This is a genomic window from Bacteroides congonensis, from assembly GCF_900130125.1.
Classification (GTDB): domain Bacteria; phylum Bacteroidota; class Bacteroidia; order Bacteroidales; family Bacteroidaceae; genus Bacteroides; species Bacteroides congonensis.
In genome coordinates this window covers 620,831-634,456 of sequence record NZ_FQXY01000011.1, presented here as the reverse complement: position 1 = coordinate 634,456, position 13,626 = coordinate 620,831, and the positions used below count along the sequence as shown (strand labels likewise).

The window sequence follows — 13,626 nt, the reverse complement described above, 5'->3', positions numbered from 1 at the left end:
CAAAAGATTTTTAAGAATTAAAAATTAAGACTTACCGAGAACGAATAAGTTCGTGTAATAGGCAATGCAACACTTCCGGTAGAAGCTACCTCCGGATCTTGTCCATCAAATCTTGAGCTACACAATGTGAAAAGATTGGTCACATTAAACGAACAGGACATACCTGCGATATTTAACGGTTGAAGCCATTTATCCGGCAAAGTATAAGTCAACATCAGATTACGGCAACGAAAGAAATCGGCTTTTACCACACGTACATCCGAATAATTATACATATCGTACGTATTCTGTTGAGTTGCATTTGCAATCGGAGTATAGACATAATAATTCTGTGTCTCACCAAAAGCAATACCCGGAATATCAGTATGCTCCTCATCGCCCGGTTCCCGCCAGCAATGCAAGAAATCTGTCGTCAGATTTGTTTGCGGAGTAGGCATCTTCATTGTTCCGCTGAAAAGGAAATTCAAACGTTTCACATGCCCGAAAGCATAAGCAAACTGAGCATTCAATATAAAATTCTTATAACGTAACGAAGTCGAAAGTCCCCCGTTAAACTTCGGATCAGTCGAACCACAATATTTCAGGTAACTTTTCGGATCATTACTTTTCTCTACTTCTGATTCATTTGTCGAACAATGTTCAAACATTGCACGGCCTGTTTCATGATCTAACCCTTTGAACTCCCAGGCATACAATGCATTTACAGGTTTTCCATTTTCAAAAGCATTACCAGCCAGATAATCCAGATAAGTATAATCCTGCTTGGTAGTATTGCTTATGTTATTGGTGTTTTTCGAATAAATCGGAGTTAGCGTCCAAGTAAAGTCACGTGTTTGAACAGGAATAAAAGTCAATCCCACTTCAATACCATAATTTTTCATACTGGCACCATTACGGAAAGTTTGAGTCGTTCCATACTCACTGGCTACCGGCAAACTAAAAATCAAGTCTTTACCTTTACGTACATAATAATCGACAGTACCCGAGATTCTGCCGTTCAACAAAGAAAAATCCAATCCATAATTAGTTGTAACCGTCTTTTCCCAACGCAAATCAGGATAAGGCAGACGTTTAATTCCCAATTGGTAGTTCCCTGAAAAACGGTTAACCGCAAGCGCCATGTATTGTGCTACAAGATTTGGTCCTACAGAAGTAGGAATATTACCCTGTTGACCATAAGAAAAACGTATACTGAAATCATCCAAAGCTTTCCAGTCTCTAAACCAACTTTCATCATTTATCTTCCACCTTGCCGCCAAACTCCATACAGGAAGAAATTTATGATTTGTGTATTGCCCAAAACGATTGGAAGCATCCCCACGCAAATTAGCATTAAAAATATAGCGGTTCTTCAACGCATAAACCAAAGTCGCATAAGCAGACACTGCATTATTCTTCGTATTCTTACGAGACACAGTATGTTTTTCCAATGAAGAATTATTCAGGACCGAGCTTCCGGCACTTTCCTTATCATATTCATAACTGACAGCCATCCCACGATCCGGATAATATCCATATTCTACATCATTAAAACCGTCATATTGATTGGAGGTTGCCTCATAGCCAATCATACCATTAATGGCATGTTGCTGCATCTCTCCAAAGGTGGTAGCATACGAAAGTTGAGCACGAGCTGTATAACCCACATTATTCACCGAATTATAATTTAAAATTCCTCCATGAGGCAATTTACTTTTCTTTTCTTCTTCACCGTTGGGAATCACCGTACCATAATCATATCCACGAATGCCTGCAATATAATAAGAACGTTCGTCCGCCCACTGATAATTAGTAGAGTTAACATAACGTAGACCAAAAAGCGTCTGAAGCGTCAATCCTTTCCATATTTTCACATCAATGCCTACATTACCACTGAAATTACGGGATTTTGCCTCATTACCGGTATGTGCCAGTTCATTAAATATATTATATGTCAACGGATAATTATTGGATAACCCATCAATAGTATTAATCTGAGTCGTGTAATATTCATCAGGGCCAATAGCACGAGTAGTTTGCAACGCATAAGTATAAGGGTTCGTGGTATAAAAACCATCACTTTTTTGCTCTGAGAAACTTAAACGAGTATAAGCTCTGACTTTTTTAGTCAGATAGGCTGAAATATTAGAAGTCAAACTATAACTGGTTGAGTTATCTCCTTTAGTAGTTCCCTTGGAATTATTATATCCGATAGATGTATAATAATTGACTCTCTCGTTACCTCCTGAAATACTGGCACTATAATCTTGATTGAAAGCGTTCCGACAAAGAAGCTTGAACCAGTCGGTATTCATAGTTTCATATTTAGCCACTTGCTCGTCAAATTCGCTTTTTGTAATTTTCATGTTATAAAAATCAAACAAAGCACCTTCGAAACCGGTAGCATAGGGCATATAATCATATAAATATCCTTTCTCTGCCACTTCTCTTGAAATGCCTACACGCTCTTTCGAATTCATCAGATTATACTGTGAATAGCGAGGACGTCCTGTAAATCCTAAAGATGCGGAAAAACTAATTGCAGGTTTCCCTATTTTACCTTTCTTGGTAGTCAGCACAATCACCCCATTGGCAGCACGTGTACCATATATAGCTGTGGCTGAAGCATCTTTCAAAAACGTAATAGATTCAATATCATTGGGATTTACCCCTGCTATCGCATTGCCTAACAAACTGCGAGTAGCATTTTGATTCACCTGATCAAGCATATCGCTTCCCATCAACACATTATTGAGTTCGTCATTAGACAAATCAATAGGATCTTCATAAACAATCCCATCTACCACCCACAACGGAGAAGCATTACCGTAAATCGTCGAGGAACCACGCATACGGATACGTGGAGTTGCATTAGGAGAACCGGAACTGTTTTGCACCATCAATCCCGGTATAGTACCTTGCAACATCTTATCTACAGAATTGATAGTCGGTATCTTTATGTCATCCATCTTCACCGTAGAGGTAGCACTTGCCATCAAACGCTTGTCCATCACTTGATAACCGGTAACCACCACCTCATCAACTGCGTTCACCATTTCTTCCAGTTTCACCTGTACTCCCCAACCGTCATTCACCATTTTTTCCACTGTCTTTTTGCCTATAAAAGAAAAAGTCAGCATAGCACTCTGTCCTTCCTTTACGGGAATAGAAAAACAGCCATTCAAATCCGTCAGTGTACCTGTAGAACGACCATTCTTCACCCTGACAGACACACCAGGCAGCGGTTCATCATTTTCATCCACTACCTGCCCTCTTAATAATCCTTTCTCTAAAGCTTCCTTTTTATCTTTTTTTAGAAACACATGGATATATCTGCCATCAACCGAACTTTTAACTGGCTGACCGGCAATGAGTTTTTTCACAGCTTCCGGAGCTGTCAACTCCTGAATAGAAGCATTAACACGAATGGAGTGGAGTTCATTGTAACTAAATACAATTTTGTAACTAGATTGCTTTTCTACCCTTTTTAAAGCATCTGTCAACTTCTCATTCACGCATTTCATCGTGACCTTTTTCTCTTTCTCCTGCGCTGCCAATCCTGTAACAAAGGCAAACATTAACAGGAAACCGACCAGATACTTCCAACTCTGTATACACGGTCTTTCTCTACGCTCTTCATTCAATCGTTTCATCATATACTATTTGCTAATTTAAATGTAAAGTCACAAATAATACGTAATCAACGATAATCGGGTACCAAGTTTTAAAAGAAAAACATCAAAAAGTTAACAGATAATAGATTTTACTGAATTATTATTCGGTTTCCATCCAAAGTTACATAAAATATACCGAGTGCATTCAAGTTACGGACTGCATACATCAGACTTTCCGTACGACTAGCCACAAAGTGCATTTTATAATCGATCATCTCATCATTCTCAAATACCACATCTACATTGTACCAACGTCCCAACTCCTGCATTATCTCTACAAGCGACACATTGTCAAAATAGAAATAGCCGTTCTGCCATTCCAGATAGGGGTAAATGTCTACCGCTTGTTTTCTTAACATCCCATCTTCCGTCAGCGACGCTTGTTCTTCCGGCTGTAAAGTCAACGCAGGCGCCATATCGTTGGCAACAGTCACTTTACCTTCCAATAAAGTAACATGAGCATCAAGTTTAGAGTAGGAACGCACATTGAACTTTGTTCCGAGAACTACCGTTTCAAAATAGTCCGTTTTTACAATAAAAGGATGTTCTTTATCAGGAGCTACATCAAAATAGGCTTCTCCTTTCAAATAGACAATGCGCTGTTCTTTCACAAAAACATCCGGAAAAATCAATTGACTGGCAGCATTAAGCAAAACAGTAGTCCCGTCGGAAAGAGTAACCGTATAATCCTGCCCGCAAGGAGTGGTCAACGTTTGTAATTGCTCTTCAATAGGCAAGGTTGCAGCTTTCTTTGTACTCAAATCAATAGATTTACGGGTAGCAATTATTCCATGAGCATATAACTGCTGGTCCGGTGTTTCTTCCTTAATTACATAAGTAATATCTCCAAAATTCAACTTTGGATCCACTGCCGATTTATCGGCAGCAAACACTTGAACCTGCACTACAGAAGGATGATAAAAGAAGGCTCCCAAAAATAATCCGAGAAAAAGTACAGCCGCTACCGATGCAGCAATACACCAGCGTTTCAAACGTAACATCTTTATATTTACGTTCTGTTGCATTTCATGGGAGAAGGGACGCACTTGTTTTTGCTTCTCCCAAAAACGCTTCCGCTCCTCTTCCATATCAGGAAGAGGAACCTTATCCATAGCCATGGCCCGTTTATAATCTAATATCAGGCGAATATCTTCTTTATCATTTATATCTTCTATCATATTACTACAACTGTCTTTTATATTTATACGGAGTCGATCCTTTTTGAGGTACTTTTTTTACGGTTTTATAACAGATAAACGTTCACGAAGTATAGCCAGCGCCTTCATAATATGTTTCTTTACCGCACTCGAAGTGACATCGAGAATTTCTGCTACTTCCCTATATTTCTTATTATTAAAATAACACTGTTCCAAAACAAAACGCGTACGAGGCGGTAATTCCGATATAATCTGTTTCACATTGTTCATTCGTTCCTCGTATTCCTCCGGAGTCAATCCTTCTTCATCTTCTACTGCCTCTTGCAAATATTCCGCATACTGCCGGGCAGCCTGGTCATGTCTCAAATAATCAATGCATTTATTCCGTACGCACGAATACAGGAAACTACCTACAGTAGCATTTTCCAAACGCTCTACATTTTCCCATGCCTGACCGAACACATCTGATACAATATCACGACAGATCTCTGAGTCTTCCACAAAACCATAGGCATAGTAAAAGAGTTGAGGATAATATTTATCATATATCCTGTCAAATTCATCCATCGTAATCTTCGAACTATCTTTATGCGTCTTCATCTGCGAATGATTTGGTGGTTTATTTTTTCGAGTTAATTACTTTCAAGAAAATACCGTGACTTTATACTGCTTCACCGATTTCTTGATAACTCAACGTCCTCACTTCAGTGAGAGTTCGAGTAAAACCGCCAAATATATAAAAAGAACAAGTAAAAAGCAAAAAAGAGGGAAAATAATACTTAGGATTTATGTAACGCTTCAATCAGCAACGTTATATTTGCCGTAAACAGCCTCACTGAAATAGCCAGCAGGATAATACCGAAGAATTTACGGATAAGATAGATACCGCCTTTTCCGAGAAAACGTTCCACACGCCCGGTCATACTAACGACGAAATACACCCAAATCATATTCAAAACCAATGCAATGATGATATTAATACTGGCATATTCCGCCCGAAGAGAAAGCAATGTAGTGAAAGCTCCGGCACCTGCCAGCAAAGGAAAGACAAGCGGTACTAGAGTGGCTTCTTTGATAGGTCCTTGATTCTTGAAAATTTCAACGTCCAGAATCATTTCCAAAGACATGAGGAAAATAACAAACGCACCGGCAACAGCAAAAGATTCAATATCTACATGGAAAAGTTTCAGCATCATATCTCCCGCATAGAAAAATCCTATCAATAAAGCAAAGGAGATGAGAGTAGCTTTCATCGCATTCACATCTTTACCTTTTTCCTTCAAGTTAATAATAATAGGTATAGAGCCGATAATATCTATTACCGCGAAAAGTACGATAAACGCACTAACCATCTGTTGCCAATTAAAGCCTGCGAACATAATTTCCTCCTTTTTTTCTGCAAATATACTCTATTTTTATGCATTCAAACAATAAAAAAAACAAAAAGAAGGGGTATATGTTGACGGCAGTGTCGTATTATGAGTAAATTTGTACGATTAACAAGAGATTACGACGTATGGAAACAATGTTCGACACTTTGCTCCAATTGCCTTTATTCCAAGGTCTTTGTCATGAAGATTTCACCAGTATACTGGATAAGGTAAAGCTACACTTTATCAAGCATAAAGCGGGAGAAACTATCATTGAGAGTGGTAGTCCTTGTACACAGCTCCGCTTTCTGCTAAAAGGCGAGGTTTCAATTGTCACCAATTCTAAAGAAAACATTTACACTGTCATTGAACAAATGGAAGCGCCCTACCTGATAGAGCCGCAGTCGTTATTCGGAATGAATACGAATTATAATTCTTCTTATATAGCGCACACGGAAGCACATACAGTAAGCATCAGTAAAGTGTTTGTACTCAGCGACCTGTTCAAATACGAGATTTTCCGGCTCAACTACATGAATATCGTCAGCAACCGGGCACAAAATCTTTATTCACGCTTATGGGAAGAGCCTACACAGGATTTAAAGGATAAAATCATTCGCTTTTTCCTGCTACATTGCGAGAAGCCACAGGGAGAAAAGATATTCAAAGTAAAGATGGACGACCTTGCCCGTTATTTGGATGATACGCGGTTGAATACTTCCAAAGCACTTAATGAATTGCAAGATAGTGGTTTGCTTGAATTACGCCGGAAAGAGATTCTCATTCCGGATGCACAGAAACTGGTAAGCGAATAAAGCTAGAATAGAGCTATCACAATTACTAGCTCGTACAATATAACAAACGATCATATCTATCATATAAAAGCCTCAATGGGATTTCCCGTTGAGGCTTTTATATGATAGATATAATTATGGATATTTATCACTCCCATTCTATGGTTGCAGGCGGCTTTGAACTGATGTCATAGGTTACGCGGTTCACACCTTTTACCTTATTAATAATATCGTTCGAAACTTTGCCCATAAATTCATAGGGCAAATGTGCCCAGTCGGCAGTCATGGCATCTGTAGATGTTACGGCACGCAAGGCAACGGCTCTCTCGTACGTACGTTCATCACCCATCACACCGACAGATTGTACCGGCAATAAGATAACTCCTGCCTGCCAAACCTTATCATACAATCCCCAGTCACGCAGTCCCTGAATGAAGATATCATCGGCATCTTGCAGGATACGCACTTTCTCCGGAGTAATATCTCCCAAGATACGCACAGCCAAGCCCGGTCCCGGGAACGGATGACGGGTAATCAGATGTTCCGGCATACCCAATTCACGACCTACACGGCGAACTTCATCCTTGAACAACAACCGAAGCGGTTCGCACAATTTCAAATTCATCTTTTCGGGAAGACCGCCTACATTGTGGTGACTCTTAATCACCGTACCTGTGATAGACAATGATTCGATGCAATCCGGATAGATAGTACCCTGAGCCAGCCATTTCACATCTTTTATTTTGTGAGCTTCCACATCGAATACATCGATAAAGCCCTTACCTATAATCTTACGCTTGCTTTCCGGTTCGGCTACACCAGCCAATTCGGAGAAGAACTTCTCGCTGGCATCTACGCCAATCACATTCAGACCGAGACATTCGTAATCTGCCATCACATTCTTAAACTCGTTCTTACGCAGCATACCATGATCTACAAAGATACAAGTCAGATTTTTGCCGATAGCCTTGTTCAACAACACGGCAGCAACGGAAGAATCGACACCGCCGCTCAATCCAAGAACTACTTTATCATCACCCAACTGAGCTTTCAATTCGGCAACAGTGCTTTCAATGAAAGAAGCCGGAGACCAGTCCTGCTTGCAACCGCAAACATCTACTACAAAGTTCTTCAACATCTGTGTGCCATCTTCACTGTGGAACACTTCCGGATGGAATTGTACCCCCCACACATTTTCACCTTCTATCTGATAAGCAGCAATCTCTACTTTATCTGTCGAAGCAATTTTCTTAAAATTATCCGGGATAGCTGTAATTGTATCACCGTGGCTCATCCACACCTGCGAGCCGTCACGAACTCCCTTGAACAACACATTATCTTTGCAGAAAGAAGCCAGATGAGCACGTCCATATTCGCGTGTACCGGCCGGCTCCACTTTTCCACCATTGGTGTACGACATAAACTGAGCACCATAGCAGATACCCAATATCGGATATTTACCGCGAATCTCACTCAAGTCAACTTTAAAAGCATCTTTGTCATAAACAGAAAAAGGGCTTCCCGAAAGGATCACCCCTTTAATTGTAGTATCTTCTTTAGGAAATTTGTTATAAGGAACAATTTCGCAATACGTATCCAATTCGCGGACACGACGACCTATAAGTTGCGTTGTCTGCGAACCGAAATCAAGAATTATTATTTTTTCCTGCATATCAATGTATGGGTTTTGAATAAAATGGTCTGCAAAAGTAGAAAAAAGTACGCAATCTATATAATAATGAAGAAAAAAATAAAGGAGATTCACAAGATAATACTTGGAATCTCCCTGTTTTAATCAGCTCAAATCTTCTTTTCTTTCAGCAAATCGCGAATCTCCGTCAACAACACCTCTTCTTTTGTAGGTGCAGGAGGAGCAGGCGGCACCGCTGCAGCTTCTTCTTTTTTCTTCGTTGTCAGCTTCGTAATCAAACGTATAAATAAAAATATAGAAAAAGCAATGATAAGGAAATCAAAAGTAGCCTGCAAGAACTGACCGTAATCCAAAGATACCGCCGGCGCAATCTCCTTGCCGTCGGCTCCTACCTCAGCCGCTTTCATTACCCATTTCAAATCCGTAAAGTTCACACCACCAACCAATAAACCGATCGGGGGCATGATTACGTTAGCCACCAATGACGATACGATTTTTCCAAACGCACCACCAATAACTACACCGACAGCCATGTCGATAACGTTGCCTTTCATTGCAAACGCCTTAAAGTCCTGTAAAAATGTACTCTTTCCCATCTTTTTCAATATTTAATGTGAATTTAATGTGCGAATATAAAAACATTTTTGTAATTTTGCACCGCATTTGAAAATAAAACAAGTGCGGAGGCTGAGAGATATTTGAACAAATATTATAAAACCCTTAAAAGTTTAAACAAAATGATTAAAGTAGGTATTAATGGATTCGGACGTATCGGACGTTTCGTTTTCCGCGCTGCAATGAAAAGAAACGATATTCAAATCGTAGGTATCAATGACCTTTGCCCGGTTGATTACTTGGCTTATATGCTGAAATATGATACAATGCACGGTCAGTTCGATGGTACTATCGAAGCAGATGTTGAAAACAGTAAATTGATTGTTAACGGTCAAGCTATCCGTATCACAGCTGAAAGAAATCCGGCTGACTTGAAATGGAATGAAGTAGAAGCTGAATACGTTGTTGAATCTACAGGTTTATTCTTGAGCAAAGACAAAGCTCAGGCTCACATCGAAGCTGGTGCAAAATATGTTGTAATGTCAGCTCCTTCTAAAGATGATACTCCGATGTTCGTTTGCGGTGTAAACGAAAAAACATACGTGAAAGGTACTCAATTCGTATCTAACGCTTCTTGTACTACTAACTGTCTGGCTCCTATCGCTAAAGTATTGAACGACAAGTTCGGTATTCTTGACGGTTTGATGACTACAGTTCACTCTACAACTGCTACTCAGAAAACAGTTGACGGTCCTTCTATGAAAGACTGGAGAGGTGGTCGTGCTGCTTCTGGCAACATCATCCCTTCTTCTACTGGTGCTGCTAAGGCTGTAGGTAAAGTTATCCCTGCATTGAACGGCAAACTGACTGGTATGTCTATGCGTGTTCCGACTTTGGACGTATCTGTAGTTGACTTGACAGTTAACTTGGCTAAACCTGCTAGCTACGCTGAAATCTGCGCTGCTATGAAAGAAGCTTCTGAAGGCGAATTGAAAGGTATCCTGGGTTACACTGAAGATGCAGTAGTTTCTTCTGACTTCTTGGGTGACGCTCGTACTTCTATCTTCGATGCTAAAGCTGGTATCGCTTTGACTGATACATTCGTTAAAGTTGTATCTTGGTATGACAACGAAATCGGTTACTCTAACAAAGTTCTTGACTTGATCGCTCACATGGCATCAGTTAACGCTTAATTAGAAGATTAACATATAAGAAACCGCTGCGGGTAACCGTGGCGGTTTTTTTGTATTCATTTTATATATTGTTAAAAAGCAAGCGGTTATCCGTTGAATCAGCCACAATTTTAGTAGTTTTGTATTTCTATGGAGAGATTATTAATAACATTGATACTAGTTTGCACCATGAACAATATAACAAATGCCCAGAATCCTTTCTTCGGGCAATACCAGACACCGCACGGAACCGTGCCCTTTGACCGGATAAAAACCGAACACTATGAACCTGCCATCCTTGAAGGAATCAAGCAGCAGAATGCAGAAATAGATGCTATCATACAGAATCCGGAAAAAGCGACTTTCAGCAATACAATAGAAGCTTTCGAAAATTCGGGAGATTTATTGGATAGAGTGGCAGCCGTTTTCGGGAATATGCTCAGCGCAGAGACAAACGATGACCTGCAGGAACTGGCTCAAAAAATCATGCCGTTACTTAGCGAGCATAGTAACAACATCACGCTGAACGAAAAGCTTTTCGCACGCGTGAAAGAAGTGTATAACCAAAAAGAAAACTTAAAACTTACACAGGAACAAAGCAAGCTACTGGAAAATGCCTATAACAGTTTCGTCCGCCACGGTGCCAATCTGGAAGGCGAAGCACGGGAAGAATACCGCCGGCTGACAACGGAATTGAGCAAACTGACGCTTGACTTCAGCGAAAACAACCTGAAAGAGACGAACCGTTACCAGATGTTGTTGACAAAAAAGGAAAGTCTTGCCGGATTACCCGACATTATCGTAGAGGCCGCTGCTGAAACAGCGAAAAACGAAGATAAGGAAGGATGGGCGTTCACGCTTCATGCACCAAGCTATGTCCCTTTTATGACATATGCCAACAACCGCGACTTACGCCAAAGACTGTATATGGCTTTTAATACTAAATGTACGCACGATAATGAGTTCAACAACATCGAAATCGTGAAGAAGATAGCCAATACACGCATGAAGATAGCCCAACTGTTGGGATATAAAGATTATGCGGAATATATGCTCGTGAAAAGGATGGCTGAAAACAGTGAATCTGTATATAAGCTACTCAATCAACTTTTGGAAGCATATACGCCCACCGCACAGCAGGAATACAAAGAAGTACAGGAACTGGCCCGTCAGGAGCAAGGAGACGATTTTGTGGTAATGCCTTGGGACTGGAGCTATTATTCCAACAAGCTGAAAGATAAAAAATTCAATATCAACGAAGAAATGCTCCGCCCCTACTTTGAACTCGGACAAGTAAAGAAAGGGGTATTCGGACTGGCGGAAAAGCTGTATGGAATCACATTCCGGAAGAATACGGAAATTCCTGTTTACCATAAAGATGTAGAAGCTTTCGAAGTATTCGATAAAGACGGAAAATTCCTGGCTGTCTTATATACAGACTTCCATCCACGTCTCGGAAAACGTTCGGGTGCCTGGATGACAAGTTACAAAGACCAATGGATAAATCAACAGACGGGTGAGAACAGCCGGCCGCATGTTTCTGTCGTGATGAACTTCACCAAGCCGACCGAGAACAAACCTGCCCTGTTGACATTCAACGAAGTGGAAACATTCCTGCATGAATTCGGGCATAGCCTGCATGGCGTGTTTGCCAACTCTACCTACAAGAGTTTAAGCGGTACAAATGTATATTGGGACTTTGTAGAACTTCCTTCACAGATTATGGAGAATTTCGCCATTGAGAAGGACTTTCTGAATACTTTCGCCCGTCATTATCAGACTGGAGAAATCTTGCCGGATGAATTAATCAAGCGTCTGGTAGACGCTTCGAATTTCAATATTGCATACGCCTGCCTGAGACAGTTAAGTTTCGGACTGCTTGATATGGCATGGTACACTCGCACTACCCCTTTTGAGGGAGATGTGAAAGCCTATGAACAGGAAGCATGGAAAAAGACGCAGATACTGCCGATAGTACAAGAAGCTTGTATGAGCACTCAATTCTCACATATCTTTGCAGGTGGATATGCCGCAGGATATTACAGCTACAAATGGGCGGAAGTACTGGATGCTGATGCTTTTTCACTATTCAAGCAAAAAGGGATATTCAATCAGGAAGTTGCTGACTCGTTCCGCACCAATATCCTGTCTAAAGGGGGTACGGAGCATCCGATGACGCTTTACAAACGCTTCCGCGGGCAGGAACCGACTATTGACGCTTTATTAATCAGAAACGGAATTAAGAAATAAGTATCAAGTATTAAATATTAGGTATGAAGAAGAATATATTTCAAATAGTAGGTTTATTCCTATTGCTTCCCTTATTTGCAGGGTGCAACGATACAGATGATGTAGCTGCCATCTTTACAGGAAAAACGTGGAAATTGAACTATATCACAGTGGATGGTGGTCACGAAATGTTCGGTTTTTGGGAGAATGAAGCGGAAAAAAAGAAAAGTATTGAAGAGCTTAATAAAAATGGAACATACAATGTCATATTTGAAGGCGTAGCTGAAGGAGATCTCATCAGTGGAAAAATAAGAGGAACTGTAGTCGCTTCTTATTCCCTTGCAGGAACCTGGAGCGCAAACGGCAAAAACAATGACTTCAACGCCAATATCACCGAAGGAAATGATGGTGGAGACAAACTAGCCAAAAGCTTCATACAAGGCCTCAACAATGCGACATCGTATGAAGGGGATAATAAAAACTTATACCTTTTATATAAGCCTGCCGGAAGCCAACAAACTTTCCGTATGGTTTTCCGTGTAGTAAATAACTAATCAGCAAAACGACATGGACTCAGAAAAGAAACAATTAGAACTTGACAAACGTTATATACGTATGGCTAGCATTTGGGCTGAAAATTCCTATTGTCAACGCCGTAAAGTAGGAGCCTTAATCGTTAAGGATAAAATGATTATCTCCGACGGGTATAACGGAACGCCTTCCGGCTTCGAGAACGTATGCGAAGATGAAAACAACTTGACAAAGCCATACGTCCTGCATGCGGAAGCAAACGCCATTACTAAAATAGCACGTTCAAACAACAGTAGTGACGGAGCCACGATGTATGTCACGGCTTCCCCCTGCATCGAATGTGCAAAGTTAATCATACAGGCAGGAATCAAGCGGGTAGTTTACTCCGAGCATTATCGCCTGGAAGATGGAATAGAGTTATTAAAACGGGCAGGAATTGAGGTCATCTACACAGAAACGGATGATAATTCTGCTTCGAACAAATAATAAGACGAACGTTTTAAAAAAGGAATAG

The 13,626-nt window shown here is 40.5% G+C and carries 11 protein-coding genes; 5 read left to right on the top strand and 6 right to left on the bottom strand.

The window, feature by feature from the left end; genetic code table 11:
• Positions 1–17: 17 nt before the first annotated feature.
• From BQ7997_RS19905 to BQ7997_RS19890, 4 genes are all read right to left on the bottom strand, one after another.
• Positions 18–3,635, bottom strand: coding sequence for a SusC/RagA family TonB-linked outer membrane protein (locus tag BQ7997_RS19905; protein ID WP_073347773.1), 3,618 nt, complete (start codon positions 3,633–3,635; stop codon positions 18–20).
• 107 nt (positions 3,636–3,742) lie between these two features.
• A complete protein-coding gene (locus tag BQ7997_RS19900) occupies positions 3,743–4,831 on the bottom strand; it encodes a FecR family protein (RefSeq protein ID WP_083589309.1) in 1,089 nt (362 codons plus the stop codon).
• Positions 4,832–4,888: 57 nt separating this feature from the next.
• The gene (locus tag BQ7997_RS19895; protein ID WP_022137990.1) at positions 4,889–5,410 is read right to left on the bottom strand and encodes an RNA polymerase sigma-70 factor; all 522 of its coding nucleotides are present in this window, start codon (positions 5,408–5,410) and stop codon (positions 4,889–4,891) included.
• Positions 5,411–5,589: 179 nt separating this feature from the next.
• Positions 5,590–6,189 carry a MarC family protein gene (locus tag BQ7997_RS19890; RefSeq protein ID WP_073347772.1) on the bottom strand — a complete coding sequence of 200 codons (600 nt, stop codon included), beginning with the start codon at positions 6,187–6,189 and terminating at the stop codon, positions 5,590–5,592.
• Between the two features lie 137 nt (positions 6,190–6,326).
• Here BQ7997_RS19890 and BQ7997_RS19885 point away from each other — a divergent pair, with 137 nt between their 5' ends.
• Positions 6,327–6,995 (top strand): Crp/Fnr family transcriptional regulator, encoded by a 669-nt coding sequence (locus BQ7997_RS19885; protein WP_073347771.1) that lies wholly within the window; start codon positions 6,327–6,329, stop codon positions 6,993–6,995.
• Between the two features lie 127 nt (positions 6,996–7,122).
• On the opposite strand, the gene guaA is transcribed toward BQ7997_RS19885, so the two are convergent.
• Positions 7,123–8,646, bottom strand: a complete 1,524-nt coding sequence (guaA, locus tag BQ7997_RS19880; RefSeq protein WP_073347770.1) for a glutamine-hydrolyzing GMP synthase — start codon at positions 8,644–8,646, stop codon at positions 7,123–7,125.
• A gap of 128 nt (positions 8,647–8,774) precedes the next feature.
• Positions 8,775–9,221: a large-conductance mechanosensitive channel protein MscL gene (mscL, locus tag BQ7997_RS19875; RefSeq protein ID WP_073347769.1), complete on the bottom strand. Its 447-nt coding sequence runs from the start codon at positions 9,219–9,221 to the stop codon at positions 8,775–8,777.
• Positions 9,222–9,362: 141 nt separating this feature from the next.
• On the opposite strand from mscL, the gene gap reads away from it, so the two are divergent.
• From gap to BQ7997_RS19855, 4 genes are all read left to right on the top strand, one after another.
• The gene (gap, locus tag BQ7997_RS19870; RefSeq protein ID WP_073347768.1) at positions 9,363–10,373 is read left to right on the top strand and encodes a type I glyceraldehyde-3-phosphate dehydrogenase; all 1,011 of its coding nucleotides are present in this window, start codon (positions 9,363–9,365) and stop codon (positions 10,371–10,373) included.
• 168 nt (positions 10,374–10,541) lie between these two features.
• On the top strand, positions 10,542–12,602 hold the full coding sequence (locus tag BQ7997_RS19865) for a M3 family metallopeptidase (RefSeq protein ID WP_073347767.1): 2,061 nt from the start codon (positions 10,542–10,544) through the stop codon (positions 12,600–12,602).
• A gap of 23 nt (positions 12,603–12,625) precedes the next feature.
• The gene (locus tag BQ7997_RS19860) at positions 12,626–13,135 is read left to right on the top strand and encodes a DUF4847 family protein (protein WP_022140420.1); all 510 of its coding nucleotides are present in this window, start codon (positions 12,626–12,628) and stop codon (positions 13,133–13,135) included.
• A gap of 13 nt (positions 13,136–13,148) precedes the next feature.
• Positions 13,149–13,598: a dCMP deaminase family protein gene (locus BQ7997_RS19855; RefSeq protein ID WP_022140421.1), complete on the top strand. Its 450-nt coding sequence runs from the start codon at positions 13,149–13,151 to the stop codon at positions 13,596–13,598.
• Positions 13,599–13,626 lie beyond the last annotated feature (28 nt).